The following is a 26,903-nucleotide window of genomic DNA, read 5'->3' as shown; positions in this document are numbered from 1 at the left end:
GAAGAAAATTTAGCCATAAAAAATGCACCTCCAATTGTTAGTTATGTGTCTAACAATTGGGGTGCACTTCATTTCCTGTTGGTCTTTCGTATATGTATCACTTTTCAAAGCGATCTAACATCTCGTCTCTCATTCCGAAACTTACTACTGCAATTCCTATATACATAAACAGAAGGAATGCCGGATGAACTGTGTTGTACCAGCTGCTGTCAACGATTAAGTAAATCGTTAATGCCACAACAAGAACAAACGCTAAGATAAACATATAAAAGTGTCTTGTACTACCCATGATAAACTCCTCTCTTCTCACTTCACCATTCAACAGTTTATTTTATCGAATAATTCGATATGACTCAAGGTTAACTTTCTGTTATGTAATCAAGTTCCACCTTTACAATGTCCTCACATGCTATTGAAATGATTGTTCCTTGTTTATCAATCGCCGTCACTTCTCTATTATCCATTACACGATTTGCTACTCTTTCTAACACTTTTCCTTGGTCTCGATAGCAAAATTCTTTTACATCTTTAATTGTTTCTCCATTTTCTAAATGGTATACCATTCTATAACATCGATATCCCAAAATTTCACCCCCGTCTTGTTCGTTTTTTCACATATACATAAAAATGAGTAATCTTTGCCTCATCACATCTTCTTAATTTCAATAAAATTCTAACAAAAATAAATACTTTTATCAAACCGACTTTTTCAACAAAACTACCTATAAAACTACACCTTTATACCATTAGGAAACAAAAAACATATTTTTTTAACATTTTCTTCACTATTTCTGCATAAAGTGAAACTTTAATCAGTGGGGATTTTTGTTCATTCCCACTGATTATTAGTTGAACCAATCGGGCATTTACGGACAGTTTATCTCCCACCTGGCTTCTTTGCACCAGCTAAGTTTTGAGTTGAGAGTTTACTGTCCGTTAATGCGGGACAAATTATCCATACAAAAAAAGAACCCGCCTCAGCGAGTTCTTCTTTTGTTATTTTAATCAAACTTGTACAGGAGCTGGCTTCGCATAACGTAAAACTGGTTTACGTGCAGCCATCGTTTCGTCTAAACGTTTAATGACTGTCGTATGCGGTGCTTCTTGTACAACTTCTGGATTTTCTTCTACTTCTTTAGCGATTTGAATCATCTTATCAATGAAACCATCTAATGTTTCTTTTGATTCTGTTTCTGTCGGCTCAATCATAATACATTCTTCCACATTTAATGGGAAGTAAATTGTTGGTGGATGATAACCGAAATCAAGCAGACGTTTTGCAATATCTAATGTACGTACACCAAGTTTCTTTTGACGACGACCTGATAATACAAATTCATGTTTACAATGTCTATCGAATGGAAGATCGTAGAATGGCGCTAATCTTCTCATCATATAGTTCGCATTTAATACCGCATACTCAGTTACTGCACGCAATCCATCTGGACCCATAGAGCGAATATACGTGTATGCACGAACGTTAATTCCGAAGTTACCATAGAATGGTTTCACACGACCAATTGCTTCTGGACGGTCGTAGTTGAAGTGATAACCATTTTCCGTTTTCTCTAAAATCGGTTTTGGTAAGTACGGAATTAAATCAGCTTTCACACCTACTGGACCAGAACCTGGGCCACCACCGCCGTGAGGACCTGTAAATGTTTTATGAAGGTTTAAATGCACAACGTCAAATCCCATATCTCCTGGGCGTGCTTGGCTTAATACCGCATTTAAGTTTGCACCATCATAGTATAATTTACCGCCTGCATTATGGACGATTTCTGCCATTTCTAAAATATTTTCTTCGAATAGACCCAATGTATTAGGATTTGTTAACATAAGTGCTGCTGTTTCTTCGTTTACAACACGTTTTAAGTCTTCTAAGTCAACAAGGCCATTTTCATTTGATTTTACTGTAATTGTTTCAAAACCAGCTACAGTTGCAGATGCTGGGTTCGTTCCGTGAGCAGAGTCAGGCACAATTACTTTCGTACGGTTAAAGTCACCATTCGCTTCATGGTATGCACGAATTAACATTAAACCTGTCCATTCTCCGTGTGCACCAGCTGCTGGTTGTAAAGTAACAGTATCCATACCTGTAATTTCAATTAAATGCTCTTGTAAGTCGTACATTAATTCCATTGCACCTTGTACTGTCTTTTCATCTTGCAACGGATGAATATTTGCAAATCCTGCGAAACGAGCTACACTCTCATTAATTTTCGGATTATATTTCATCGTACAAGATCCAAGTGGATAGAATCCAGAATCCACACCGTGGTTACGGTTTGAAAGTGCTGTATAGTGGCGCATAATATCAAGTTCAGATACTTCTGGTAGCTCTGCATCTTCTACTCGAATATAATCGCTCTCAAACACATCTTCTAGTTTCACTTCTTCTACATCTAATTTGGGTAAGCTATATCCTATGCGTCCTTCTTTACTCACTTCAAAGATAAGTGCTTGGTCTTGGTTCTTCATTGGATAGCCCCCATTTCGTTTACAAGTGTGTCAATTTCCTCTTTTGTACGAAGCTCAGTTACTGCTACAAGCATATGGTTTTCATGCTCTTTATAATCACGGCCTAGATCGTAACCACCGATAATATTCTTTTGTAATAATACATCGTTTACTTCTTTCACTGGACGTTTGCAATCTACAACAAACTCATTGAAGAATGGTCCAGCAAATGTTACTGTGAAGCCTTTCGCTTCAAATTGACGTTTTGCATATTGTGCTTTAGAAATGTTTTGACGTGCCATTTCTTTCACACCTTGTTTGCCAAGTGCCGTCATTGCAACAGAAGCTGCTAATGCATTTAACGCTTGGTTTGAACAAATGTTAGATGTCGCTTTATCACGACGAATATGCTGTTCACGTGCTTGTAACGTTAATACAAATCCACGTTTACCATCTGAGTCTACAGTTTGTCCAACAAGACGTCCTGGAATTTTACGCATAAATGCTTTCGTTGTTGCAAAGTAACCACAGTGCGGTCCACCAAACTGCGTTGGAATACCGAATGGTTGTGCATCACCGATTACAATATCAGCACCAAATTTCCCTGGTGGTGTTAATGCGCCTAATGATAATGGATTTGAAGAAACGATAAATAATGATTTTTGTTGATGAACGATTTTTTCAATATCAGCTAATTTTTCAACTTGTCCGAAGAAGTTTGGATATTGAACGATTACACAAGCAACTGTATCATCTACTTCACTTTGTAATACGTCTAAATCTGTTACACCATCTTTATGATTAATTTCAACAACTTCAAGATTTTGTCCTTTTGCATACGTTTCAAGTACTGCTCTTGATTCTGGATGAACCGCGCTAGATACAAGAATTTTCTTTTTGCGAGTATGACCAGCTGCTAACATTGCCGCTTCAGCTAAAGCTGTACCCCCGTCATACATAGAAGAGTTTGCTACATCCATTCCTGTTAATTCACAAATCATTGTTTGGAATTCAAAGATTGCTTGTAATTCCCCTTGTGAAATTTCCGGTTGGTATGGTGTGTAAGCTGTATAAAATTCTGAGCGAGAAATAACATGATCTACAATTACTGGAGCATAATGATCGTATACGCCTGCTCCTAAGAAAGAAGCGTATTCTTTTAAGTTAGCATTTTTACTAGCCATTTGAGATAGCTCTTTTAAAAGCTCTGGCTCTGATTTTGCTTCTTTAATTTTTAAATCCCCTTTAAAACGAACACTCTCTGGAATATCAGAGAATAATTCATCGATCGTTTGAACGCCGATCGTTTGTAACATTTCTTTTTTGTCTTCTTCTGTCATTGGAAGATAACGATGCAACATGAAATCTACCCCTCTCCCCGTTACTTTGAACGTTTGTAAAATGGTGTTGGAACAACTACTGCTTTGACGCGTTTATTACGAATTTCAATTTCTACTTCTGTATCAACTGCTGCGTATTTTACATCAATTAGTGCTAAACCAATGCTTTTCTTTAACGTTGGAGATTGTGTACCACTCGTTACTTCCCCAATTTTTTCTTCACCAATAAATACAGGGTAATGCGTACGAGGAATTCCACGTTCGATTACTTCGATGCCGACTAATTTACGAGGCGCACCGTTTTCTTTTTGCTCTTTTAACGTTGCTTTTCCAAAGAAGTCTGCTTCTTTATTTGTTTTTACCGCAAAGCCAATTCCAGCCTCAATCGGTGTAATATCTTTTGATAATTCTTGTCCATAAAGTGGTAATGTTGCTTCGAATCGAAGTGTATCACGAGCACCTAAACCACATGCTTTTAAGCCCTCTTCTGCTCCAACTTCAAGAAGTTTCTCCCAAAGTTTTGCAGCATCTTCACTCTTACAGTAAATTTCGAATCCATCTTCACCTGTGTAACCTGTACGAGATACAAGTGCTGGAATTCCATCTACAAGAATATCGTTTTTAAATTTAAAGAACTTAATTTCTTTCAAATCTTCTGACACAACTTTTTGTAAAATGCCTTCTGCTTTTGGTCCTTGAATTGCAAGCTGTGCAACTTCACTAGAAACATTGACTACTGTCGCATCGCCAATTACATGACTTGCTAACCATTCGTAATCTTTCTCGATATTTGATGCATTGATTACTAATAAATAGTCTTCTTCACCACGTTTGTAGATTAATAAATCATCTACTGTACCACCATTTTCGTAGCACATAGCTGTATATTGTGCGCCCCCTACCTTTAAGGTAGATACGTCATTTGTAACAACACGTTGTAAAAATGCTAAACTATCTACACCTTTTACTTCAACTTCTCCCATATGAGACACATCGAACAAACCTGCAGCTGTACGTACAGCTTCGTGTTCTTCTTTAATGCTTGAAAATTGAACTGGTAATTCCCAACCACCGAAGTCGATTGTTTTTCCACCATACTTCGCGTATACATCAAATAACGGTGTACGTTGTAATGTAATCATGCTCTCTCCCCCTTATGCTTTGACAAATCAATAAAAGTTGCTTCCCTTTTCTAAACATTTTCATTCTGAAAAGATAGGATATACGGAATCTCATTATATTTTTTTATGAAAGCGTAAATAAAAAATCACTTTCTTGGATAAAATACGAAAGATTCCACACATTTCACACCATTATCCTAACATCATTCGCTATATTTCATCAATATTCTAGCATAAAAAATAATTTAGAATTTTTTATGTTAAAACACAATAAATACAGCTTTTGAGATTTAATACTTTATTATTGTCTATCATATAGCCTTTAATAACGATAATTATGCCTTCTTTTAAGGCAAATCATCATACATTAAAAAATAATTACTTTAGTTTATAAAAGGTGGGAGAGTTGTAATGAATGTCGATATTTCCGTAGATCGGACATGGCAAAACAATTTTTTAAATAGAATTGACGAAGATGGTCCTTGGACAAACTGGGATTTATATCACTTAGCTTATGAAACAGAAAAATCGTTACTTGTTCCTACTTTTGATGGACTACAAGCACCGAAACATTTATCCCATTTCACACCGCTTCCGCATCAATTAGAAGTCGCTCAAAATGTGATTGAACAAATGAACGGTAAAGCGATTCTAGCAGATGAAGTAGGCCTTGGAAAAACAATCGAAGCTGGACTTATTTTGAAAGAATACATGGTCCGCGGGCTTGTGAAAAAGGTACTTATACTTGTCCCAGCTTCTCTCGTATCACAATGGGCATACGAACTGAATACAAAGTTTTTCATTCCCGCTGTAGCACAAAAGAAAAGCTACTCATGGGAACAAGCTGACGTAATCGTATCATCAATTGATACTGCGAAACGTTCACCACATCGCGATATCGTGTTGAACTTGGAATATGACCTTATTATTATCGATGAAGCACATAAACTGAAAAATAATAAAACAAAAAACTATGAATTTGCACAACGATTAAAAAAGAAGTTTTGTTTATTACTAACCGCTACTCCTGTTCAAAATAAGATTGATGAAATTTTTAACCTTGTTTCTTTATTAAAACCAGGACATTTAGGCAATCAATCCAACTTTGAAGAATATTACGCTTCCAAAAATCGCTCAGCCGAATCAGATGAAGACTTAAAAGCTCTCATTAATAAAGTAATGGTGCGAAATAGACGACATAATACCGGTATCGATTGGCCGAAGAGACATGTACGTACAATTTTTGTTGAGTTTAATGAACAAGAACAAGCTCTATATAATGATATCGAAAATTGGCGAGGACAAGACGCCTTCACATCTGCTTTCTCATCGTTAACTTTAAAACGGGAAGCGTGTAGTAGTCGTGAGGCTGTTTACTATTCATTGAAAAAGCATGTAGAAAAAAGACAGAAAGAAAACGAACATTATATAAAAGATCCACATATCGATGTGCTAATGGACAAAATTAATCATATTCCTTTCAACTCAAAAGCAAATAAAGCTCTTGAGCTTATAAAAGAAATTGACGATAAAGTCGTTATCTTCACAGAATATCGAGCGTCACAAATGTACTTACAATGGTTTTTACAACAACACGGTATTTCTTCCGTTCCATTCCGCGGCGGGTTTAAACGCGGGAAGAAAGATTGGATGAAGGAGCTTTTCCAAAACCACTCACAAGTATTAATTGCAACTGAAGCTGGTGGTGAAGGGATTAACTTACAGTTTTGTAGCCATATGATCAATTATGATTTGCCATGGAATCCAATGCGTCTTGAGCAAAGAATCGGACGTATTCACCGTCTCGGTCAAAAAAATGATGTTCATATTTATAACTTAGCTACAAAGCATACTGTTGAAGAACATATTCTGAAACTGTTATATGAAAAAATCAACTTATTCGAGCGTGTTATTGGTGAACTCGATGAAATTTTAACGAGAATTAATATGAAAAACATCGACGCGCACATTCAAGAAATTTTCGCGCAATCAAAAAGCGAAGGTGAAATTAGAATTAAGATGGAAAACTTAACATCTATTATCGACTTTGCGAAACGAAATGAAGCTGAGGTGCAAGGCTATGCAGCAACATGAAATTCATAATTACTTATACAATTTCTTTGAGGCGAATAACTGTGAAATTTTAGAACGTTCTCCTCATTTATTAGATGTACAGTTAACAATTGAGATGGATAAATTATTAATGAATCGCCCTTTTTATTGGCACTATCTTGAGAAAACAGGAGGCGTACCGAATCCGATGCGCCTTACTCTTATTACAAATCCAGAAAATGAAGAAAATGATGGTGAGCTTATTCACTACGGTTCACCACGTCTACATCAAATTTTCCAAACGACAAAAGAATTAGGCTCATACATACGTTTATATGAGGATGTAAAACATAATGGGGCAACACATACACCGCTCCACCCTTGGCTCGGTATTAATATAAAAGTTTCCTATCAATGTGATCGAAAAAAAGACATCCTTCACTCGATTGGTATTCATCTCATTTCTGGAACAATGATGGCAAACTTTCATGAAACATTAACAAACATTAAACTTACACCAAAAATACCTGATTTTTGTTTTACGCTCTCGCCCATCATTAAACCTCAAAGTGGTTTACAACGCATAGAAGACGCTTTAAAAAATATAATTGCAGAAGATGACCATACGTGGGCAAAAGAAGCAAGAGTGCGTTGGAATCATGATTTAGACCTTTTAAACCGTTTTTATGAAGAAAGTGACGAACTTCCTGAGAGCTATGAAATTGAAAAACAAGCTCTGCAAGAACAGTATGAACCACGTATTACAGTGCAAATTATTAACGGTGGACTCTTTTATGTTACCGCGAATCATTTTCTATCAAAATAAAGCTCCTTCTGCTTTAGAAGGAGCTTTATTTCGAGTTATTCTCTATCCTCATTACGCTCTTGTTGTTTTTGCTTTGCCATGCGTTTTTGATACGCACGATCCTTCGCGCTCACATGATTTGCATCAGTTGGAAGATTTTCTTTTGAACGTCCAATTCCATTGCTCATCTTTCCCACTCCTTTTTACGTTTTTCAGGATACATGTTTATTTTCAGCTAGAGTTACAATCCTTATACAAAAAAATAAGAGCAGCCCTTGGCCACTCTTACTCGCTCACATATTTTTGAAACATATCATGGATGCCTTTATTTACTAGGTTCGAGATCTGCTCGTCAGATTTATTCGGATAACGATCACGCAATCTGATAGATGCCTTCACCATTAAATTTTCTAATACAGAACGGCCACCTTCTCCATAAATAATTTCAGCATATTTAACAAGCCTTCCATCCTCTACTGTTGCTGGATTATGATTGAAGAAAAATTTACTCATTGTCTCCACCTCTCTATTTTGATAACGTTTACATTTATATAGATTATTTATGTTATTTATTTCACAATATTGTATGCATGTATATTTAATTAGTTTCATTATAAAGCAACATATCGATAGTAAATATGTGATTTTCCGTCCATTTTGTGAACAAATTAAAAATGAAAGCGTTTCCTTTATTATATACTAAAAAAACTTACTACGCTAGGGGCAATTTTTTTCAATCTACTCCCCCCTCGAAAATTGATATATTTTTCTTTTCCCATTAAACCTTATACAATTTTCAGAAATTATATTATAAAATATATATATGACTTAAGGAGGCTTTGTATGAATCAAAATAAAAAAGCTATATTAGATCTTGTCTTTTATCTCGTAATCCCATTCCTCATTTGGAAATTTGCAAAACCTTATATCGATCCTTATTACGCGATGTTACTTTCCTCTGTTCCGGGGATTATTTATACACTGTATACCTTTAAAAAAGAAAAACAGTTTAACGTGACAGGGTTCTTTATTTTAATTACACTCATTTCTAATACAACGGTAGATTTATTATCTGGGTCAGCTGAACGAATGTTGTGGAATGATGCATATTATCACATCGTACTCGGTATTATCGTCATATGTACAATTTTTATAAAGAAACCACTTATGTTATATTTCGCTGCGGATATTGCCGCACTGCAAGGCCATGATCGCGATAAAAGTCGTGAGCTTTATCGTGATAGTCGTATATATCCAGCACTGCAATATTTAACGTTATTTTTCGGGCTGCAATTTATATTAAAAAGCTTCTTAAAAATTTATTTCATCTCTGTTTTTGGTGTAGATGGCTATGGTGAAATGAGAGCCATTATGACCGCTGTCGGCTGGGGCATTTCTATTTGTATCGGAATAGGGTTCGTATGGGTGAACAATAAAATACATGCCGTTACGGAAGAACAAGAATCCGTGCAGTAAATAAAAATCCCCTAGTGTAATACGACACTAGGGGATTTTTGGTTTGCTAAACATATGACTAAAATTTAACATGATTTTTTTCTTTTACTTTTTACTTTTCGGTAAAACAAAGCAGCACTCAGCGGCATAACACCAAACCACTTATTCATAAATGGCTCTTTTTCAGCACGGCGTTGTTCTTTCTTTTGTTTTCGATCTTCTTTTGGAGCATCCATATACGACACAAACTGCTGCGTCACAAAGCGAACATAATCATTAGTAGACATATTATCATCACCTCTACTTGATTAGTATGTCCACTTTTTTATACATTAATCTTTTCCTTTAATTCATTCATAATTTGCTTTACAGACTTATTTGTCGTATCGATATGAATATGAGCCTCTTCATAATAAGCTCGGCGTGATTCAAATTTCTTTACGAATGCATCTATATCTTTCTTTTGAAATAGTGGACGTGTCGTATCTTCACGAAGCCTTTCTGCAATTACATGCGGATCACAATATAAATACACGACAGTTCCGTTCTCTTTCATCCACTTGCGATTTTCCGCTCGTTCAATAATTCCCCCACCAGTTGTAATAATAACATTATGGACTGGTAGCGCACGTAACATTTCGCTTTCATATTCCCGAAAAGCCATTTCGCCTTCTTCGGCAAAAATTTTTCGAATTGCCTTCTCTTGCTTCTCTTCGATTTTTTGATCAGTATCTACAACATCCATTTGAAGTTCTTTACTTAACGCTTTTCCAATTGTTGTTTTCCCTGCTCCCATGTAGCCGGTTATGTATATAGATTTCATTTCTTGTCCTCTCAATCGTCATTTATTAATTGTTATTATAACGAAAGATGCTACTTTGTTTAATAAAAAAAACGTTTTGTTCTTATACTATGAAGAACAAAACGTAACACTCGCTTTTACTTATAAGTGCCTCTTCTCACCCACTGCGTTGCAATCCATTTCTCGCCTTTCGTTACAGGTGCCCCTCCGTGTAACGTAAGCTCGTTTAATGATTGATCTTGATAAAAATACTCAAAGTATACTGCCATTCCCTTTCTAGGGTGTACAGAAAGATTTAATTTTGGGAAGTACGTTTCTCCGCCTTCTTCTACATCATTTAAATACATTACAAGCGTACTAATACGATTGTTAGCAGCTGATCTACTATGTTCCGCAAAATAATCATAGTGTGCTTTATATTGTTGATCCACTTCATAATTTAAAATGTGCAATCCTTCTCCGTGCGCCACCGGAACATTCATGATAGATGAAATTCGTTTTTCAATCTTTGAAGTAAGTTCATTGTCTTCCAAAAATGCACCGCTACTTGTTCGAATATCATTTACATCACGTGATGAACCAATTTTAGAACGCTCCATTTTATTTTTAGACATTTCAATCAATTCATCACACTCTTCATCACTTAGTACATTTGCTAATACGACAATAAGAGGTTCTTCGAATTTTGAAATAATGTGTATTTCTCTATCTTCTGTCATAATCGTATTTCCTTTATGATCAAAAATAGTTTGTTCCTTATTTTCACCTATTTGATTGTTGTTTGTCATTTCCCTATTCTCCCTAAAAATAATGATTGGATAGCATGAATATATCATATTCTTTCTACCTTTCTCTTTTTTGAGAAAATTTAAACTTTTAATCATTATATTTATCCATTTCTTCTAAAAAATCAATTCAATTTACAATAGGAAATCCTGGTTTATCTATATATATATTTTACATATTATCCTTCTACCCAATCGACTATTTTCCCATCCTTTTTTCTATACCGAAAACTCACCGTATAGAAAGCTTCCTGTTTGAGTGTACACTGCAAAGCAACGAGAATTAAATCATTTTCAAAGACATAATTTCCACTCGCTTCTCCCTTTTCATACTGAAAGAAAAATGTACCTTCTTTTTCTTTTTGCTGTAAGTCTTTTTTTATATCTGTAATAGATCGGTTAAGTAATTCATCCAATAAAAATTTTTGTTCTATTCCTATATAAAAATTTTCATCTGTAAACAACATATTTGTTTCGTATATAAAAAAAGAAGTTAATAAAATAAGAAAGATAATCGTTCCAGGCATTGTAAATCCCTTTTGCTTTCTCATACGTTTATTCCTATTTCGCTATATCGCATAACTACACCTTCATATATTTTCCCACTAGTATCTTTCACATTTATAATGAGTACATGAGGTGTTAGTTTGTAAGAAACCGTTCCAATATTTTGTAAAACAACTTCCCTCCCGCGCCTATTTACCTTTCTTATAAGACGACTATTCTCTTTTTCATACGATACTTCACTCCCATTACGCGATCGGAATTGTAAAATACTTTCTCCATTTTCAAATGCTAGCTGTTCTCCAGATGATACTTCACGAAACTCCAATTGCATTTGCCCTAAATACACATCCCACTCCCAATCATTTAACCCTTTCGACTGTTTATTTTCCATTTCAATGAAATGTAGGCGGGGAAAGAGCAAAAAAAATATTGATAATAGAAACAGACATACAATCATTTCTATTAATGAAAAACCAAATTCTAATTTATTTTTTCTCCTACATAAAAGCATTGTTCCATCATTCTGTCTTTCACATCTTTCCACATGGTACAAACTTCATTGCCTCCCCAATATGTGTAATACACAATTCCATTTATATTCTTTTCTATTATTCGCTTTTCTTCATTTCCATACATATATATAGCTGCTTCTTTTTTTAATAATCCAGTTGCCTTATAACGAATTTGTATATTTTTTCTTTCTTGCATAACTAATACTGTTTGCGGTAGTAGTAACGATACAGCCATCATTAAAACGCTTAACGATACAATCATTTCAGCCATTATGGATCCTTTTTGACATTTCACGATACGTAAATCTCCCTCTTCCAAGCTGAAATACAATTTCATATTTATAATTTCTATACGAAATTATAATCGTACCACCTCTATTAATATTTCCACTTGGGTTATATGTCATCGGATTTGGAAACGTATGCAAATCAATTTGTATATCTTCTTTATACTCTCGCTTGACGATATAATACTTTGTACCTGACTCTTTTATAGCATACATATTTCTATCTTTATGCCAACGTAATGTGTAGTGCTTTTGATGGTTTATCGCTAATTGCTGCATATACAAAATATCATTTGAAAACTGTCTCAAAAATTGTTCAACTTTTTGTCGCTCGTATAAGGAATGAACACTAAAATACGTAACTATACTTAATACAGAAATAACAAATAAAACGAGTAACATTTCTAAAAAAGTAAACCCTTGTTGTTTCACAATGCCCTAATTGATACTGTGCCATCATCTGATATATGAATAGATTCGCCATTCGGACACTTATCAGTTGTAATATACTTTTCATCTGCCAGTTCTTTTAACGATGGAATTTTATTATGTTGTAATTGATATACTTGTATTTGCGCTTCTATAGATTTCACGTAAGCTGCACACCCTTTTCCTTGGACCGATGAACGCTGTGTAACTACATTTGGAATAATTAATAGTAATAATATAGTTATGACAACCATTACTAATAGCATCTCTAACAGAGTAAATCCTTCCTCATTCTGCATACAAATGCCCCCTAAATAGAATTCATCATTTGAAACATCGGCATAATCATCGCTAAATACATAAGGACAACGATTCCTCCAATGCATGTAAATAAAATAGGCTGAATGATAACTAACATATGTTTAATTTTTCGTTCTATCTTTTCCATAATAAGATCGCTATAGTCACCTAATTCAATCCCTAAATTGCCGTTTGCTTGTCCATGCGTAATAACATAAGAAAGTTCTTTCTCGTAATACCCACTTTTAGCAATGATAGATTGTAACTGTTCTCCTCCAATTAATTGTCTTTCAATCCGATTCGCTTCATATTGAAAGAACGGATGATATCTTTGCTCCATCATTATTGTTAAAGCTTCGCATACTGATAGTCCACCATTTAATAAACCACTCAACTGAGTAGCAAAATAATGTGAATGCTTTAAAATAAGAAATGTTTTGATGAGAGGAATACGAAGCATGATTTTTACCTGTCTAATATGTGGAAGTTTCCTAAAATACAACATGTATAAACTACATCCAATAATAACAGTTAAAATAGCGGTTAAAATAATGTATGGTAGCAGTTTTATTGCACTTAAAATGTGTTCTGTAAGTAGTGGTGTATTAGAACCGAACGAACTATAAACCATTTCAACCTGAGGTAATAAAATGAGGTTAAAAATAAAAAGCATGATTAGTAGAAAAAACATCAAGAACATAGGATACTGCATTATTTTCATCATGTCTCTCCTATACTTATCTTTCTTATAAAGAAGTACACTTCCTTGTTGCAAAGCAAAAGAAATATCACCATGTTGCTCGGCATAAAATAGATAACTTAACATGTCCTGATGAAACTTTAACTGATGAAAAGAATCGTGTAGACTTTTCCCATCTTTTAACCCCTCAATCATGCGCTGCAATTGTACTTTCTTTTCTACAGGTAATTGAAACTGTAAAAATTCTAATGCTTGTAAAAGAGAGTAGCCTTTTTCTAATAATTCTCCTAAACGTTTCAACAATACTACTTGATCACTTAAACTCCAAGTTTTCTTAAACATAAACATCTTCTTCTAAAAAACCTAAAGCATATCCTTTTCGTATTGACGATTCTAAAGTCTCATGTTTGTAAGTAACACATTCTCCATCTGCTTCTTTAAGTGCTTGTTTTAACTCATGTCCATATAGTAGCTCATAAATGCTTGCTTGCCTTACTTGCCTCATTGATTTACATAAAGTTGAGCACTTTCCTCTGCAAAACGGACACTTCAATTCGACAAGTCGCTGTGCAGCTACAGCCAATAAAGACTGTTCAATCTCTTGCCTCGTTATACCATAATCCATGAAACGAATGATTGCTCCTTTCGCATCATTCGTATGCAGCGTTGTCATTACTAAATGTCCTGTCAAACTTGCTCTTATAGCTATTTTTGCTGTTTCCTCATCCCGGATTTCACCGACTAAAATAATATCTGGATCATGACGTAAAATAGCCTTTAATCCTGTTTCATATGTGAGACCCGCTTTTTCATTTATTTGAATTTGTAATACATCGTCACTTCTTTTTTCAACCGGATCTTCAAGTGTAATGATGCGACGTGTTTTCTTCTTTCTAATTACTTCTAATAATGCATACATTGTCGTCGTCTTCCCAGATCCAGTCGGTCCAGTAAACACGAGTAGCCCCTGTGAATAGCGTAAAAACGAGAGTAGTTTTGCTGCCGTACTTGGAAATGACGAAAGATGTGATAAGGGCTGAACAGATGCTTGTAAATGAAGGCGAATAACGAGACTTTCTTGATATACTGTTGGAAGTGTTGAAAGGCGTAAATACACTTCTTGTCCATCAATTTGCAAATACAGCGAACCATTCTGTGGCTTCCGTTTCTCTCCTATGTCCATAGATGCTAAAAATTTGAAATGTGAGACAAGTTTTTCTCCAAACTCCTTTTCAATACACTGGCTCGTCATTAAATCTTTTCCTATACGTAGTTGCACCGCTACATCCTTCTGCCGGGGCACAATATGTAAATCTGACGCTTGTACCCTACACGCTTCTTTTAAAATTGTATTCGCGAAAATTTCAATCCCATTCATCACTTTTCCCTCCTCACTATGTATATAGCATGAAAACATTCGCAATAAAAATTTGGACTTTTGTATTTTCAATAGAGGAAAAAGGAAAAATATGTTTGTGAAATTATGAACAATTTCCGAATTATTGTCTGAAATTACCTATACTCATGTTTATCTGTATTATAATGTTATTATCTTGGATAAAGTGATAAAGGTGGAGATCCTCATGGAACAAGCTTTAAAAATTACAGGTGTATTATCTGACCCAACTCGTTATTACATTTATAAATATATTTCGCAAAAACATAGTTACGTAACGGTACAAGAAATTGCAGATGAGTTTGACATTCATCCAAACGTAGCGCGTTTACATTTATCTAAATTAGAAGATGTTCATATGCTAAAATCGGAAACGAAGAAAACTGGAAAAGGCGGACGACCGAGCAGATTGTATGTCTTATCTGAAGATGTTATCCAATTACAATTTCCATTCCGTGATTATCAATTGTTAGCAAGAATCGCATTTAATTCTTTACTTAGCCTTGGCGCTGCTGGTGAGAAAGCGCTATACGAAACAGGAAAACAATTCGGAGCTGAATTAATGCAACAACATATGCAACGTTTAAATGTGAGTGAAGATGCTTTAACAGTGGAACAAAAAGTTCAAATTGCAAAAGAAGCTTTCTCAACAGCTGGCTTATCACCTGCATTTGAATTAAGTGCAGATGGAACAAAAATTTTCTATGATGTACACAATTGTCCATTTAAAGAAGTTGCTGTTCATCATCCAACTGAAATTTGTAACATGCACGGAGATATGATGAAAGGAATTTTTGAAATCCTATTCCCTAACATGGAATTAACTCGACATGATAGTCTATTAGATGGATGTAAATCTTGTAATTACAAACTAACAATTTAATTTCTCATATAAAAAGAAGCCAATAATAATTGGCTTCTTTTTATATGAATGAATATTTACAATAGTAAGAAAAATAAACTATAATGAGGTGAGGTTTACTTTTTTTAGAAAAGGAGGGAGATGGCATGGAGCGCATGTTTCGCGTTCTCGGCTTTTGGACTGGAATTTTCTCGGTTATGTTTTACGTAGGGGATATGCAACAGACCGCACTACTATTTTTAGGACAAACAGGTTTCTTCGTACTTTTAAGCTATTTAAAATTAACAGAGCGTATGTATATATACGTATTTGGGGCATATTTAACTGTTTTCTTCATAGGATTTACATACTACACGACGTTTTTACTTGTCCCTGGGGCTGGACATTAAAAGATGGCATTTTGCCATCTTTTTTTAATTCCGGAATTTCCTAGTTGACTTATAGGTTTTATTGACTTATATTCTATATAACAGATTGGAATTAGGGGGAATCAACATGAATACACTGCTTGTCGGAATTAACGTTGCAGTCATGCTCATTTTAGTTGGCGTATTATATTATATGCAACGTAAGCATGTATCTTTTAATAAACGTGTATTTACTGCTTTAGGAGTCGGAATTATATTCGGTCTTATATTACAATTTATTTATGAACCAACTTCTAAAATAATTATTGAATCAAATACTTGGTTTGGCTTAATCGGTAACGGTTATGTGAAATTACTTCAAATGATCGTTATGCCACTTATTTTAGTATCTATTATTTCAGCCTTTACAAAATTACAGTTAACGAAAAACCTTGGTAAAATCAGTGGTCTTATTATCGGAATTTTAATTCTTACTACAGGAATCGCTGCAGCTGTCGGTATCGCTGCAAGTGCAGGATTTGATGTATCTGCAGCAGGCTTGCAACAAGGTGATGCAGAATCTGCTCGTCTGAAACTAGTTGAAGAAAGATTTACTTCTATTGAAAAGACAACAATTCCAGATAAATTATTAGAGCTATTGCCTACAAATCCGTTTCTTGATTTAACAGGCGCTCGTCCAACATCAACAATTTCTGTCGTAATATTTGCAGCCTTTATCGGCATTGCCTTTATAGGTGTAAAACGAAAATATCCAGAACAAGCAGAACTATTTAAGAAAATGCTTGATGCTGTATATGCAATCGTAATGCGTATGGTAACATTAATTTTACGCCTTACTCCATACGGCGTATTAGCTCTTATGGCAAAAACAGTTGCTGGTAGCGATATAAATGCTATTTTAAAACTTGGTAACTTCGTGTTAGCCTCTTACGTAGCACTTATCGTAATGTTTATCATTCACTTATTATTAATTGCATTGTCTGGTTTAAATCCAATTCAATATTTGAAAAAAGTGTTCCCTGTACTAACTTTTGCATTCACATCTCGCTCTAGTGCTGGTGCGATGCCATTAAATATTGAAGCTCAAAAAGAAAAGCTTGGTATTTCCGAAGGAATTGCAAACTTCGCAGCTTCATTTGGGGTATCTATCGGACAAAACGGTTGCGCAGGTATTTATCCAGCAATGCTTGCAATGATGGTCGCTCCAACTGTAGGAATTGATCCATTACAACCACAATTTATTTTAACTTTAATCGCTGTTATCGCTATTAGCTCATTCGGTGTTGCCGGAGTTGGTGGCGGCGCAACATTCGCAGCTTTAATCGTACTATCTACAATGAACTTACCAATCGGTATTGTTGCTCTAGTTATCTCGGTTGAGCCATTAATCGATATGGGGCGTACAGCTCTTAACGTAAGTGGTTCTATGACAGCAGGTCTTATTTCAAGTAAATGGCTTGGTGAATTAGATCAAGATACGTACAATCAAGATGATACAAAAACCGGTGAAATTGCTTCATAATGAAAAAAAGACGCTAACATACAATTGTTAGCGTCTTTTTTATTCCGTTCCCTCTTTATAGATTTTATCTTGAGAATTCTTACTCCAAGTATTCTTCTAGTTGCTCTTTTAACTCCTCCTCAATCTCATAACAAGATTCATCAACAAGTTCCCCTACTTTCTTACTCCCAAAAATGTTTGATTGAATTGACATTCCTAAAAAGATTCTTTCGCATTTCCAAATTGGAATATAGTGAAATTCAATCATCTCTTTTTCTTCATCTAATATAGCTATGGCAACTGATGAATAATAACCCACCTCAAAGGGATTCTCTTTTTCTCTTGCAAATCCCATATCTAATTCCATGTGTTTTTCTATGTATAAATGCGCATACTCTTTATGCAGTTTAAGTGATATTCGCTCTATTTCCTTCTCCATACATTGAATGTTCTCTTTTAACTCCAACGTAAACTCCTGTTCTTTATATTTCATTTTCGCCTCCTGAAACATAGAAAAAGAGAATATGATAACATATCCTCTTTCCTCAAATATATTTCATTATCTCACAGCCCGTCCTTTTCACAAATAACCATTTTGTTCGCACCATTTATGAAATTGTCCTACGTCTACTCCAACTAACACGATATCCTTTAGCTCTACATCAATGATTTGTTCTCCAATTACAATAGCAAACTGCGATGCTAATTTTGTCTCGTTTTTCTTTACAATTCCAATTCGGTTCCGATGCGGTCCATCTTTTATATATGCTTTTTGTCCTACAATATCAAAGTTCAAAATTCTCACCTCTTTTACTGCGCTCAAATTGGAAATACGATCTCCACCTCGGAAAATTTCCTTTCATTGCACTATTTCTCTATATATATGACGAAACAATAAAAGAGTCCTTCCTTCTTTACAATTATTTTTTCTTTGTTTCATTTTTGTGATTGAAACGTAAAGTTTATAATAAAATACACTTGGAAGCGCTTTCTATGTAATTTTTTATGTTATAATATATAAGTAGAACTTCGTAAAGAGGGTTAAAAAATGAATACAAAAATGATTAAAAAAGTAATTGAAGCATTAAAAGTATATGGCTTTCAGGATGTATCATTCTGTGACAAAACGAAGCAATTTTTATTTCATAACGAAACCGATATTATGAGCGGCTATGCAGAAATAACATATAGTAGTCAATTTGAAAAATTCAACGTACAAATTCATCCAATTGAAACGCATCACCAAGCAGAGTTACAAGAGATTGAAAGACATATACAAGCTTGTATAAGAAAAGTGGAATATTTAAACGCACTTCTTACCGGGCAGACAAAACTAGATGATAAAATTATTATTATGTAAAAAAAGAACGTGATCCAATCACGTTCTTTTTTCATTATACGTTCATCTTTTCCTTTAGTTGTATTCCTGTAACAGATTCTAATACATCCATCGATTCTCCAAATGTCATATCAAAAATTGTCTTGTCCTCTATGTATGGAAACTGTCTGAAACGCTTTTCTAACACCTTCACAGCATCTGATGTAAAGTTTGCACTATCAATGCCAAATTCTGTTTCAAGAAGAACGATCCAATCTAGCACATGAAAACCTAATCCATTGACGAATGAAATAAGTTTTTCTTCTGGGTTTGAAGATAAGAATACTTGGCGTTCTATCTCACTAAAAAGTTCTTCTCCTAAGATTTCAGCTAACTCATCATCATGTTCACGTTCAACAAGTTCTTCGTAGCCGTAATCATCCACAAGCTCTTCTACTTCTTCACTATCCTGACAAAGCAATTGACTAAGAAGTGCCTCTTTCTTAAATTCACTATTTTGTACGACTTCTAAAAAGCTCGTTTCCCATCCATTTTCTAATTTCATATTATGTACTCCTTTATATACGTTTCTTATCATCACTGTACCCAAAAGATTACTTTTATAACCTTTTAGGTAGTTACTATTATTTCACATGATTCATAACAAAAGATGCAAACTCAGCTACATCTCCTTCAAAAATATTTATTTCTGGCAAGTGATAGAACGTTGTTTGGAGCGGGTTTCCTGCATGATATACATATATCGTTTTCTCTAGTGCAATCGCCATTCCAAACTCTGTATGGCTCCCGTTTCCGCCATCTAATATAAGTAAAAATACATCCGCTTCTTTTACAGCATTTCGTTCTGCCTGACCACAATTTCTCTTAATTGTTCTTCATTCGCTGCTCTTTCATTTTTGGTCCAATCATATGTATGGTGCCATCCTGCATGTTTCAGTTCATTTGCTACAGAATGTACAAGATGTTTATTTTGGAAACCTGAGGCGATATAAAAATTCATTTATATACACTCCTTCATTATGTATGGGGAAACTCCTTTTTAGCGTTATTTGTTATAGCTATAATAAATAACAACTTCAAAAAAAATCCCCATCTTTAAAACTTATTTGCGTTTAAATGATGGGATGCTTCATGGTCTTCTTTTATTTTTTGTTTTTTATAACTTTCATCAGCTAACATTTCTAGTTCAGCTGTTATCTCTGACTTTTCAAGCTCTCTTTCTTGCGAAAATTTCCTTGAAATATAAACAATAACACTACCAACGTACAACACAAAGCATATAATAAGTGCAGTATTTTCATAGAGACTTAGCTCCAACACAGTCACTCCTAATCCATTCGTATTTTCACGCCTCATTAATTGGAATTTCCCTATTAACCCATTTGTTATCCCGCTATTTGAGGGCAGTAAGACTCCCTCCTCAAAATTCAGTAACAGTAAAGAAGTTAGATGTGGGATGAACCCAACTGATTAAAGTTTCACTTTATTGTAACATAAAAATATCAATTCTTGGAATCTTTCACCCTACTAAAAGAGGCATGATTGTTTTATCATGCCTCTGAAATATTTTGAATGATTGTTTTAATTGCTTCTTTTCCATTATATTTTTTTAGTGCTGTTTTATACTTCTCATTATTTTGATTCAATTCTTCGACATACTTTATAAGAGATTTTACAGTTACATCTTCTTCATATAATACGGAGGCATACCCTTGCCTTTCAAAGGACTCTGCATTTAATATTTGATCTCCACGGCTTGCAAATTTCGATAATGGAATTAAAACCATCGGCTTTTGTAATGTTAAAAATTCAAAAATTGCGTTGGAGCCCGCGCGTGAAATAACAAAATCTGTTACCGCTAATATGTCTGGCAGTTCTCCATGTACATATTCAAATTGTCTATATCCTTCTTTATTTTGTAAACTTTCGTCAAGGTTACCTTTTCCGCAAAGGTGAACAATTTGATATTTTTTAAGAAGTTCTGATAATGCTTCTCGAGCCGTATCATTAATTTTTTTCGCGCCCAAGCTGCCTCCCATAATCGTAATAACTGGCTTTTTACGTGAAAAACCTAAAAACGCTAAACCTTTTTCACGATTTCCCTTCAGCACTTCTTCACGTACAGGAGATCCCGTATATATTACTTTTTCTTTCGGTAAATGTTTCGCTGCTTCTTCAAATGTAACAAATATTTTCGAAGCAAAACGAAGCGCAATTTTATTTGCTAGTCCTGGTGTCATATCAGATTCATGTAATAAAACTGGTACTCTATTTAGCCATCCTCCAATTACGACTGGTACAGATACGAAACCGCCTTTTGAAAAAATCACATCTGGTTTTAGTTTTCGAATCCTTACATACGCATCCATAACACCCTTCATTACAAGAAAAGGATCTTTTATATTTTTCAAATCAAAATAACGACGTAGCTTTCCACTCGAAATACTATAGTAGGGAATGCCTTCCTTTTCTATAATCGTTTTCTCAATACCTTGATGAGAACCAATATAAGAGATATCCCAGTTGTCTTCCTGTAAATATGGGATAATGGCTAAATTAGGTGTTACATGTCCTGCCGAACCGCCACCTGTAAAGACTATTTTCTTCATACGTCTCCCCCTTCTAGACTATAATACACTAAAATATCTTGCCTCAGGGTGAGAAAATACCATAGCCGTTACGGACGCTTCTGGCTCCATCATGAATCCTTCTGTTAATGAAATACCTATTTCCTCTGGATGAATTAAGCGAAATAGCTTTTCTTGATCTGCAAGTTCTGGACATGCCGGATAACCAAATGACACTCGTATTCCTCTATATTTCGTACGGAAACGTTCTTCCATCGTCAGTTCAGGTGAGTCCGGAATGCCCCAGCGGTCACGAATGAGCATATGTGTTTTTTCAGCAAGTCCTTCCGCTAATTCAAGCGCTAACGATTGAATGGCATGACTACGTAGGTAATCACCTTTCGCCTTCCACTCTTCAGCAATGTCCCGAACTCCTTCCCCAACCGTAACAGATAAGAAAGCAACATAGTCCATCTCATCTCCTATTGGGCGCAAATAATCACCTAAAGTACGATAGGGAGCCTTTCCTTGTCTAGGGAATGTGAAACGCTCTATAACACGCGTATGATCTTCTGGATCATATATTACAATGTTTTGTCCGTCGCTTTGCGCTGGGAAAAATTGATACACTGCTTTCGGCTTTAACCAAGATTGTCCTTCCTGCAATAATTCATCTATTAAATCATTTAATTCATGTGCTCTCTTATCTCCCTCTTTCAAAAGCTTCTTCACATTTCCTTTTAATCCAAGGTGATGCCCAAGTAGCATTTGTCTATTTAAAAATGGAGCGAGATGAAGGGCCGGAATATCGCGTAATACAATTCGTTTTGTTGAATCAGGCACGATAACTTCAGCCTTCGGTAATGGCTCAATTACTGCTGGAATTTCTACTTTCTTCTCCTCTTTTTTTACGATATGAAGATGACGTTCTTTTTTATCCTGTTTCATCTTCTCACGCTCTTCTTCTTTTTGAAGCTTATTAATAATATCGAGCCCCGTCATCGCATCACTCGCATAACAAACGAGTCCTTTATATGATGGTGAAATCCGATTATCTGTAAACTTTCTCGTTAACGCTGCACCACCTACAACAATGGGCACATCAATATTTGCCGCTTTTAAATCTTCAGCAGTCGTTACCATTTGTTGCGCTGATTTTACTAATAAACCTGAAAGGCCTATAATATCCGGTTTCTTTTCTTGTACTTCTTGAACAATTCGATCCGAACGTACATTAATTCCTAAATTAATAATCTCATATCCGTTATTTGCTAAAATAATTTCAACGAGATTTTTCCCAATATCATGCACGTCACCTTTTACAGTTGCTAATAATACTTTCCCTTTTTTCGCACTATCACTAGATTCCATATGTGGCTCTAAATAGCTTACAGCAGCTTTCATACTTTCGGCACTTTGCAATACTTCAGCAACAATAAGTTCATTATTATTAAATAGTCGTCCTACCTCATCCATCCCTGTCATAAGCGGACCGTTAATAATATCAAGAGGTTTTCTTCCTTCTTCAAGTGCAAGACTTAAATCCTCTTGTAATCCTTGTTTCGTACCTTCTACAATATAATTTGCTAGTCTTTCATCAAGCGTTAACGTTTCTTGCACAACGACATCTTTCTTTTTAGCAACTCGGTAAAAGTTTGTAAATTCTTCTAACGTCTCTTTCGTCGTTTCAAACAGTAGTGCATCTGCAAGGCGTTTTTCTTCCTCTGGAATCGACGCATAGCGTTCTAATTTTTCCGTATTCACAATCGCGTAATCTAACCCTGCTTTCGTAGCATGATATAAAAAGACTGAATTTAATACCTCACGTCCAGCCGGTGGTAAACCAAATGATATGTTACTTACCCCTAAAATCGTTAAACACTCTGGTAACGCTTCTTTAATAAGGCGAATTCCTTCTATAGTCGCTGCTGCTGAACCAATATATTCTTCATCACCTGTCCCTACCGGAAACACAAGTGCATCAAAAATAATATCTGACGGGCGTATCCCATACTTCTTTGTAAGTAATTCATAGCTTCTTTTCGCAATTTCTATCTTTCGCTCCGCACTAACCGCCATACCGTCTTCATCAATTGTTCCTACAACTATAGCAGCACCATACTTCTGAAGAAGCGGTGTCACTTTTTTAAATCGTTCTTCTCCATCTTCTAAATTAATTGAATTAATAACAGCTTTTCCTTGAATATAAGTAAGAGCTCGCTCCATCACATTTTCATCTGTTGAATCAATCATAATCGGTACTTTTAAAACTTTCGTAACTTCTGCTAAGAAGTTTTCCATATCTTCTATTTCATCGCGATCAGGATCTGCCATACAAATATCAATAATATGAGCATTTTTCTTCACTTGCGCTCTTGCCACTTCAGCAGCCTCTTCAAATTTCCCTTCTGCTACTAATCGTTTAAATTTACGTGACCCAATAACATTCGTTCTTTCACCTACAAATAACGGTCTCATAGACTCATCATATTGCAGTGCTTCTAATCCACTAATTCCATGTCCTTCTCTCTCATCATGGTCACGAGGCTTAAGAGATGCTAGCGCGGATTTCATTGCTTTTATATGTTCTGGTGTCGTGCCACAACAACCACCAATAATATTAACCCACCCTTCTTCAGCAAATCGCTTCACCTTTTCAGCAAGAGAAGATGGAGATTCATGGTAATGTCCATCTTCATCAGGAAGACCTGCATTTGGATAACAAGAAATGTAACACTCCGATAAATCAGATAGTGAACGAATATGGTCCCTCATAAACTCCGGACCAGTCGCACAGTTTAACCCAACAGATAATGGTTTCATATGTTCTACTGATAAATAAAAAGCTTCAATTGTTTGCCCAGCCAGAGTCGTTCCCATTGGCTCAATCGTACCTGAAATCATAATAGGAACCGTTTTTTTCAGTTCTTCAAAAGCAGCTTGAATTCCAATATAAGCTGCTTTCACGTTACGCATATCTTGACTCGTCTCAACGAGTAATACATCAACTTCTCCTTTTAATAATCCTCGTGCCTGCCTTGTATAAGCCTCAATCAATTCTTCAAAAGTCACACCACCAGTAACACTAATTGCTTTCGTTGTTGGTCCCATCGCTCCCGCAACATATACTTCATTCCCGCTTTCTTTAACAGCTTGCTTCGCCAAAAGTGCTGCCTTTTCATTTAGTTCTTCATCTAAATGAGACAGCTCATAATCACTTAGTACAATATTCGTTGCCCCAAATGTATTTGTTTCAATAATATCCGCTCCAGCTTCAATATAAGCTTTATGAATCTTTAAAATAACGTCTGGTCTTGTTTCCACTAAATATTCATTACAGCCCTCGTACTCTTCTCCTCCGAAATCTTCAGCAGTTAAATCCTCTTGCTGAATCATTGTCCCCATTGCACCATCTAATATTAAAATGCTATTTTTCAATTTTTCTTCTATACACTTCATCAATTAATACCTTCTTTCACTTCTTGCTTTTCTCTTACATATTTAACAAGATGTTCTGTAATTTCATACTTTAAAAATGGTGTAATAAGATAAATACCATTAAAATATTTCATCGCTGCGTCGACCAATTCTTGTGAAATGCGAATCCCTTCCTCAATTGCTGCCTCTTTCGTTTCATGTCCATCCATTCTCTCTCTTATTTCTTCAGGAAGAGTAATACCCGGCACCTCAAAATGAAGAAAATCTGCATTCCGCTTACTTACTAACGGCATAATTCCAATAAAAATAGGTTGTTCCAAATGCTTTGTCGCTTCATACACTTCTTCAATTAACTTGATATCGTAAATTGGCTGAGTTAAAAAATACTCCGCTCCAGCATCTATTTTTCGTTCCATTCGCTTAACCGCTGCTTTTAAGTGCCTCACGTGAGGATTAAATGCGCCGCCTACAGAAAACCTTGTCGCCGGTCCAATTGATTTCCCTAAAATTGAACGTCCATCGTTCATTTCTTTAATCATTTTAATAAGCTCAATAGAGGATAAATCATATACAGAAGTGGCACCGGGAAAATCACCAACGCGCGCTGGATCACCAGTTAAAGCTAACACTTCTTCCATCCCTAACGCCGATAAACCTAACAAATGAGATTGTAGTCCAATGACGTTATGATCTCTACACGTTAAATGCGTCAATACTGGGATATCATGCTTCGTTAATAACGCACCCATCGCCATATTAGAGACACGAGGCGATGCTAATGAATTATCTGCTAGAGTAATAGCATCTGCTCCCGCTCTTTTTAACGCTCTTGCTCCTTCAAAAAAACGCTGTGTATCTAACGTTTTCGGTGGATCTAATTCCACTACAACTGTCGTTTGTTTTTTTGCTTTCTCTGCTAGAGTGACGTGAGCCTTCGAACGTTTCTCATGCGTATGAACGACTTTTGGCCTTTGAATCGTTTCTTTTTCGATTACAGGGGTAATATTCGCAACAGCGCGCTTCATACTTTGAATATGTTCTGGAGTCGTACCACAACAGCCACCCAATAACCGAATACCTTGCTCAATAAATTTCGGTGTCATTGCTTCAAAATAAGCTGGACTTCCCTCATATACGTAACGTCCCTCTACATAATTCGGGAGACCTGCATTTGGGTATGCTGATAAATAGCCATTTTGCGGAATCGATATCATTTTGAAAGCTTCCGTCATATGAAGCGGCCCCAGTTGACAATTCAATCCAACAACATTTGCACCGTAATCTATAAACTGCTTTAATATTTCATTGACATCATTTCCATTTTGAGTCGTACCTGCTTCATGTAACGCTAATTGCGCAACAATCGGAATATTCGTTTGCTTACGCAACACTTTAACAGCATGAAGTAATTCAAATTCATCATAAAAAGTTTCTAATAGTAATCCATCAACCTGTTCTTCTAGTAAAGCCCCCGCCTGTTCAAGTAACATAAACTCCCTTTCCATATCAGTCGTTGTAACAGCTCCGATATGTTTCATACCACCAATTGTTCCTAAAATTGCATTTTTATCTGTCACAGATGCTTTCGCCAATTTCACTGCCGCTCTATTAATTTTTGTAACTTGATTTTCTAAACCATACATACGTAATTTCGCCTCATTTGCTCCATACGTATTCGTTTGAATTACATCTGCTCCAGCAGCTACATATTGTTTATGAATGGATATAATTAGATCTGGATCAGATACGTTCAATTCTTCAAAGCTACTTTGCAAACCATGTGAATGCAATAACGTTCCAACCGCACCATCACCTATTACAATTCCTTTTGATAATAAATCTAGTAATTTCACGAATCTCCCTCATTTCTATCAATA

Annotated in this window: 32 protein-coding genes and 1 pseudogene; 8 read left to right on the top strand and 25 right to left on the bottom strand. The window is 35.4% G+C overall.

Going from position 1 to position 26,903, the window contains the following annotated elements; genetic code table 11:
* Positions 1-97 precede the first annotated feature (97 nt).
* The 5 genes from QO049_RS16515 to gcvT form a co-directional block, all read right to left on the bottom strand.
* Complete coding sequence (locus tag QO049_RS16515) at positions 98-289, bottom strand: hypothetical protein (protein WP_000535933.1); 192 nt, start codon at positions 287-289, stop codon at positions 98-100.
* Positions 290-359: 70 nt separating this feature from the next.
* Positions 360-563 (bottom strand): DUF3929 family protein, encoded by a 204-nt coding sequence (locus QO049_RS16510; RefSeq protein WP_000262496.1) that lies wholly within the window; start codon positions 561-563, stop codon positions 360-362.
* 442 nt (positions 564-1,005) lie between these two features.
* The gene (gcvPB, locus tag QO049_RS16505; protein WP_000795702.1) at positions 1,006-2,481 is read right to left on the bottom strand and encodes an aminomethyl-transferring glycine dehydrogenase subunit 2; all 1,476 of its coding nucleotides are present in this window, start codon (positions 2,479-2,481) and stop codon (positions 1,006-1,008) included.
* Complete coding sequence (gene gcvPA, locus QO049_RS16500; protein WP_047386816.1) at positions 2,478-3,821, bottom strand: aminomethyl-transferring glycine dehydrogenase subunit 1; 1,344 nt, start codon at positions 3,819-3,821, stop codon at positions 2,478-2,480. Before gcvPA ends, gcvPB begins: the two co-directional genes overlap by 4 nt.
* A gap of 20 nt (positions 3,822-3,841) precedes the next feature.
* The gene (gcvT, locus tag QO049_RS16495; protein WP_000631769.1) at positions 3,842-4,942 is read right to left on the bottom strand and encodes a glycine cleavage system aminomethyltransferase GcvT; all 1,101 of its coding nucleotides are present in this window, start codon (positions 4,940-4,942) and stop codon (positions 3,842-3,844) included.
* A gap of 390 nt (positions 4,943-5,332) precedes the next feature.
* Here gcvT and QO049_RS16490 point away from each other — a divergent pair, with 390 nt between their 5' ends.
* Complete coding sequence (locus QO049_RS16490; RefSeq protein WP_246961216.1) at positions 5,333-7,015, top strand: DEAD/DEAH box helicase; 1,683 nt, start codon at positions 5,333-5,335, stop codon at positions 7,013-7,015.
* Positions 7,002-7,799 carry a YqhG family protein gene (locus QO049_RS16485; RefSeq protein WP_208906190.1) on the top strand — a complete coding sequence of 266 codons (798 nt, stop codon included), beginning with the start codon at positions 7,002-7,004 and terminating at the stop codon, positions 7,797-7,799. Before QO049_RS16490 ends, QO049_RS16485 begins: the two co-directional genes overlap by 14 nt.
* 35 nt (positions 7,800-7,834) lie before the next feature.
* Here QO049_RS16485 and QO049_RS16480 read toward each other — a convergent pair whose 3' ends face one another.
* Positions 7,835-7,966, bottom strand: coding sequence for a hypothetical protein (locus QO049_RS16480; RefSeq protein ID WP_000064668.1), 132 nt, complete (start codon positions 7,964-7,966; stop codon positions 7,835-7,837).
* A gap of 97 nt (positions 7,967-8,063) precedes the next feature.
* Positions 8,064-8,291: a hypothetical protein gene (locus QO049_RS16475; RefSeq protein ID WP_000032702.1), complete on the bottom strand. Its 228-nt coding sequence runs from the start codon at positions 8,289-8,291 to the stop codon at positions 8,064-8,066.
* A gap of 73 nt (positions 8,292-8,364) precedes the next feature.
* Here QO049_RS16475 and QO049_RS16470 point away from each other — a divergent pair, with 73 nt between their 5' ends.
* Positions 8,365-8,481 (top strand): hypothetical protein, encoded by a 117-nt coding sequence (locus tag QO049_RS16470; RefSeq protein ID WP_001987222.1) that lies wholly within the window; start codon positions 8,365-8,367, stop codon positions 8,479-8,481.
* Between the two features lie 140 nt (positions 8,482-8,621).
* Positions 8,622-9,254 (top strand): VC0807 family protein, encoded by a 633-nt coding sequence (locus QO049_RS16465; protein ID WP_001073111.1) that lies wholly within the window; start codon positions 8,622-8,624, stop codon positions 9,252-9,254.
* A 65-nt stretch (positions 9,255-9,319) separates the two neighbouring features.
* On the opposite strand, the gene QO049_RS16460 is transcribed toward QO049_RS16465, so the two are convergent.
* The 10 genes from QO049_RS16460 to comGA all read right to left on the bottom strand — a co-directional run bounded on the left by QO049_RS16460 (position 9,320) and on the right by comGA (position 14,933).
* Positions 9,320-9,520, bottom strand: coding sequence for a YqzE family protein (locus QO049_RS16460; protein WP_246961220.1), 201 nt, complete (start codon positions 9,518-9,520; stop codon positions 9,320-9,322).
* Positions 9,521-9,558: 38 nt separating this feature from the next.
* Positions 9,559-10,056, bottom strand: coding sequence for a shikimate kinase (locus tag QO049_RS16455; protein ID WP_000836650.1), 498 nt, complete (start codon positions 10,054-10,056; stop codon positions 9,559-9,561).
* 116 nt (positions 10,057-10,172) lie between these two features.
* Positions 10,173-10,823, bottom strand: a complete 651-nt coding sequence (locus QO049_RS16450; protein ID WP_000183860.1) for a 2OG-Fe(II) oxygenase — start codon at positions 10,821-10,823, stop codon at positions 10,173-10,175.
* Between the two features lie 176 nt (positions 10,824-10,999).
* Entirely contained in the window at positions 11,000-11,371 is a 372-nt protein-coding gene (comGG, locus tag QO049_RS16445; RefSeq protein WP_246961222.1) for a competence type IV pilus minor pilin ComGG, read from the bottom strand.
* A complete protein-coding gene (gene comGF, locus QO049_RS16440) occupies positions 11,368-11,838 on the bottom strand; it encodes a competence type IV pilus minor pilin ComGF (protein WP_000923099.1) in 471 nt (156 codons plus the stop codon). The genes comGG and comGF overlap by 4 nt, the downstream gene beginning before the upstream one ends.
* Complete coding sequence (locus QO049_RS16435) at positions 11,808-12,110, bottom strand: hypothetical protein (RefSeq protein WP_000829473.1); 303 nt, start codon at positions 12,108-12,110, stop codon at positions 11,808-11,810. The genes comGF and QO049_RS16435 overlap by 31 nt, the downstream gene beginning before the upstream one ends.
* Positions 12,103-12,558: a competence type IV pilus minor pilin ComGD gene (comGD, locus tag QO049_RS16430; RefSeq protein WP_284489332.1), complete on the bottom strand. Its 456-nt coding sequence runs from the start codon at positions 12,556-12,558 to the stop codon at positions 12,103-12,105. The genes QO049_RS16435 and comGD overlap by 8 nt, the downstream gene beginning before the upstream one ends.
* Complete coding sequence (comGC, locus tag QO049_RS16425; RefSeq protein ID WP_001178686.1) at positions 12,555-12,854, bottom strand: competence type IV pilus major pilin ComGC; 300 nt, start codon at positions 12,852-12,854, stop codon at positions 12,555-12,557. The genes comGD and comGC overlap by 4 nt, the downstream gene beginning before the upstream one ends.
* 11 nt (positions 12,855-12,865) lie before the next feature.
* Positions 12,866-13,903 carry a competence type IV pilus assembly protein ComGB gene (gene comGB, locus QO049_RS16420; protein WP_002101326.1) on the bottom strand — a complete coding sequence of 346 codons (1,038 nt, stop codon included), beginning with the start codon at positions 13,901-13,903 and terminating at the stop codon, positions 12,866-12,868.
* Entirely contained in the window at positions 13,890-14,933 is a 1,044-nt protein-coding gene (comGA, locus tag QO049_RS16415) for a competence type IV pilus ATPase ComGA (protein ID WP_246961224.1), read from the bottom strand. Before comGA ends, comGB begins: the two co-directional genes overlap by 14 nt.
* A gap of 205 nt (positions 14,934-15,138) precedes the next feature.
* Between comGA and QO049_RS16410 the strand changes: the two genes are divergently transcribed.
* The 3 genes from QO049_RS16410 (at position 15,139) to QO049_RS16400 (ending at position 17,703) form a co-directional block, all read left to right on the top strand.
* Entirely contained in the window at positions 15,139-15,834 is a 696-nt protein-coding gene (locus QO049_RS16410; RefSeq protein ID WP_000434124.1) for a helix-turn-helix transcriptional regulator, read from the top strand.
* A 125-nt stretch (positions 15,835-15,959) separates the two neighbouring features.
* The gene (locus tag QO049_RS16405) at positions 15,960-16,202 is read left to right on the top strand and encodes a DUF2626 domain-containing protein (protein ID WP_000440721.1); all 243 of its coding nucleotides are present in this window, start codon (positions 15,960-15,962) and stop codon (positions 16,200-16,202) included.
* Positions 16,203-16,308: 106 nt separating this feature from the next.
* Positions 16,309-17,703 (top strand): L-cystine transporter, encoded by a 1,395-nt coding sequence (locus tag QO049_RS16400; protein WP_001094330.1) that lies wholly within the window; start codon positions 16,309-16,311, stop codon positions 17,701-17,703.
* A gap of 79 nt (positions 17,704-17,782) precedes the next feature.
* Here QO049_RS16400 and QO049_RS16395 read toward each other — a convergent pair whose 3' ends face one another.
* Positions 17,783-18,175 carry a hypothetical protein gene (locus tag QO049_RS16395; protein WP_000875390.1) on the bottom strand — a complete coding sequence of 131 codons (393 nt, stop codon included), beginning with the start codon at positions 18,173-18,175 and terminating at the stop codon, positions 17,783-17,785.
* Between the two features lie 87 nt (positions 18,176-18,262).
* On the bottom strand, positions 18,263-18,478 hold the full coding sequence (locus QO049_RS16390) for a DUF3912 family protein (RefSeq protein ID WP_001008326.1): 216 nt from the start codon (positions 18,476-18,478) through the stop codon (positions 18,263-18,265).
* Positions 18,479-18,730: 252 nt separating this feature from the next.
* Between QO049_RS16390 and QO049_RS16385 the strand changes: the two genes are divergently transcribed.
* The gene (locus tag QO049_RS16385; protein WP_001093237.1) at positions 18,731-19,042 is read left to right on the top strand and encodes a hypothetical protein; all 312 of its coding nucleotides are present in this window, start codon (positions 18,731-18,733) and stop codon (positions 19,040-19,042) included.
* 34 nt (positions 19,043-19,076) lie between these two features.
* Here the strand turns inward: QO049_RS16385 and QO049_RS16380 are convergent, their stop codons facing one another.
* From QO049_RS16380 to QO049_RS16355, 6 genes and pseudogenes are all read right to left on the bottom strand, one after another.
* The gene (locus QO049_RS16380) at positions 19,077-19,565 is read right to left on the bottom strand and encodes a hypothetical protein (RefSeq protein WP_246961226.1); all 489 of its coding nucleotides are present in this window, start codon (positions 19,563-19,565) and stop codon (positions 19,077-19,079) included.
* A gap of 79 nt (positions 19,566-19,644) precedes the next feature.
* Positions 19,645-20,021 (bottom strand): annotated as a pseudogene (locus tag QO049_RS16375) (nucleoside 2-deoxyribosyltransferase).
* A gap of 95 nt (positions 20,022-20,116) precedes the next feature.
* A complete protein-coding gene (locus tag QO049_RS16370; protein ID WP_001250699.1) occupies positions 20,117-20,377 on the bottom strand; it encodes a DUF3966 domain-containing protein in 261 nt (86 codons plus the stop codon).
* A 194-nt stretch (positions 20,378-20,571) separates the two neighbouring features.
* Entirely contained in the window at positions 20,572-21,630 is a 1,059-nt protein-coding gene (murG, locus tag QO049_RS16365) for an undecaprenyldiphospho-muramoylpentapeptide beta-N-acetylglucosaminyltransferase (protein ID WP_246961228.1), read from the bottom strand.
* 18 nt (positions 21,631-21,648) lie between these two features.
* Entirely contained in the window at positions 21,649-25,047 is a 3,399-nt protein-coding gene (gene metH, locus QO049_RS16360) for a methionine synthase (protein ID WP_097796363.1), read from the bottom strand.
* Complete coding sequence (locus tag QO049_RS16355) at positions 25,047-26,879, bottom strand: bifunctional homocysteine S-methyltransferase/methylenetetrahydrofolate reductase (RefSeq protein WP_000770360.1); 1,833 nt, start codon at positions 26,877-26,879, stop codon at positions 25,047-25,049. Before QO049_RS16355 ends, metH begins: the two co-directional genes overlap by 1 nt.
* Positions 26,880-26,903: the final 24 nt, after the last annotated feature.

The organism is Bacillus sp. RB3 (genome assembly GCF_030164735.1).
In the GTDB taxonomy this organism is placed as follows: domain Bacteria; phylum Bacillota; class Bacilli; order Bacillales; family Bacillaceae_G; genus Bacillus_A; species Bacillus_A cereus.
The sequence above is the reverse complement of the archived record's forward strand: the minus strand, read 5'-3'. Positions and strand labels throughout refer to the sequence as shown.

Coding starts and splice junctions, on each gene's coding strand:
- QO049_RS16515 (WP_000535933.1), bottom strand. CDS start 289: ATGGGTAGTACAAGACACTTTTATATGTTTATCTTAGCGTTTGTTCTT.
- QO049_RS16510 (WP_000262496.1), bottom strand. CDS start 563: ATGGTATACCATTTAGAAAATGGAGAAACAATTAAAGATGTAAAAGAA.
- gcvPB (WP_000795702.1), bottom strand. CDS start 2,481: ATGAAGAACCAAGACCAAGCACTTATCTTTGAAGTGAGTAAAGAAGGA.
- gcvPA (WP_047386816.1), bottom strand. CDS start 3,821: ATGTTGCATCGTTATCTTCCAATGACAGAAGAAGACAAAAAAGAAATG.
- gcvT (WP_000631769.1), bottom strand. CDS start 4,942: ATGATTACATTACAACGTACACCGTTATTTGATGTATACGCGAAGTAT.
- QO049_RS16490 (WP_246961216.1), top strand. CDS start 5,333: ATGAATGTCGATATTTCCGTAGATCGGACATGGCAAAACAATTTTTTA.
- QO049_RS16485 (WP_208906190.1), top strand. CDS start 7,002: ATGCAGCAACATGAAATTCATAATTACTTATACAATTTCTTTGAGGCG.
- QO049_RS16480 (WP_000064668.1), bottom strand. CDS start 7,966: ATGAGCAATGGAATTGGACGTTCAAAAGAAAATCTTCCAACTGATGCA.
- QO049_RS16475 (WP_000032702.1), bottom strand. CDS start 8,291: ATGAGTAAATTTTTCTTCAATCATAATCCAGCAACAGTAGAGGATGGA.
- QO049_RS16470 (WP_001987222.1), top strand. CDS start 8,365: ATGCATGTATATTTAATTAGTTTCATTATAAAGCAACATATCGATAGT.
- QO049_RS16465 (WP_001073111.1), top strand. CDS start 8,622: ATGAATCAAAATAAAAAAGCTATATTAGATCTTGTCTTTTATCTCGTA.
- QO049_RS16460 (WP_246961220.1), bottom strand. CDS start 9,520: ATGTCTACTAATGATTATGTTCGCTTTGTGACGCAGCAGTTTGTGTCG.
- QO049_RS16455 (WP_000836650.1), bottom strand. CDS start 10,056: ATGAAATCTATATACATAACCGGCTACATGGGAGCAGGGAAAACAACA.
- QO049_RS16450 (WP_000183860.1), bottom strand. CDS start 10,823: ATGACAAACAACAATCAAATAGGTGAAAATAAGGAACAAACTATTTTT.
- comGG (WP_246961222.1), bottom strand. CDS start 11,371: ATGAGAAAGCAAAAGGGATTTACAATGCCTGGAACGATTATCTTTCTT.
- comGF (WP_000923099.1), bottom strand. CDS start 11,838: ATGCTTTTATGTAGGAGAAAAAATAAATTAGAATTTGGTTTTTCATTA.
- QO049_RS16435 (WP_000829473.1), bottom strand. CDS start 12,110: ATGGCTGAAATGATTGTATCGTTAAGCGTTTTAATGATGGCTGTATCG.
- comGC (WP_001178686.1), bottom strand. CDS start 12,854: ATGCAGAATGAGGAAGGATTTACTCTGTTAGAGATGCTATTAGTAATG.
- comGB (WP_002101326.1), bottom strand. CDS start 13,903: ATGTTTATGTTTAAGAAAACTTGGAGTTTAAGTGATCAAGTAGTATTG.
- comGA (WP_246961224.1), bottom strand. CDS start 14,933: ATGAATGGGATTGAAATTTTCGCGAATACAATTTTAAAAGAAGCGTGT.
- QO049_RS16410 (WP_000434124.1), top strand. CDS start 15,139: ATGGAACAAGCTTTAAAAATTACAGGTGTATTATCTGACCCAACTCGT.
- QO049_RS16405 (WP_000440721.1), top strand. CDS start 15,960: ATGGAGCGCATGTTTCGCGTTCTCGGCTTTTGGACTGGAATTTTCTCG.
- QO049_RS16400 (WP_001094330.1), top strand. CDS start 16,309: ATGAATACACTGCTTGTCGGAATTAACGTTGCAGTCATGCTCATTTTA.
- QO049_RS16395 (WP_000875390.1), bottom strand. CDS start 18,175: ATGAAATATAAAGAACAGGAGTTTACGTTGGAGTTAAAAGAGAACATT.
- QO049_RS16385 (WP_001093237.1), top strand. CDS start 18,731: ATGAATACAAAAATGATTAAAAAAGTAATTGAAGCATTAAAAGTATAT.
- QO049_RS16380 (WP_246961226.1), bottom strand. CDS start 19,565: ATGAAATTAGAAAATGGATGGGAAACGAGCTTTTTAGAAGTCGTACAA.
- QO049_RS16370 (WP_001250699.1), bottom strand. CDS start 20,377: ATGAGGCGTGAAAATACGAATGGATTAGGAGTGACTGTGTTGGAGCTA.
- murG (WP_246961228.1), bottom strand. CDS start 21,630: ATGAAGAAAATAGTCTTTACAGGTGGCGGTTCGGCAGGACATGTAACA.
- metH (WP_097796363.1), bottom strand. CDS start 25,047: ATGAAGTGTATAGAAGAAAAATTGAAAAATAGCATTTTAATATTAGAT.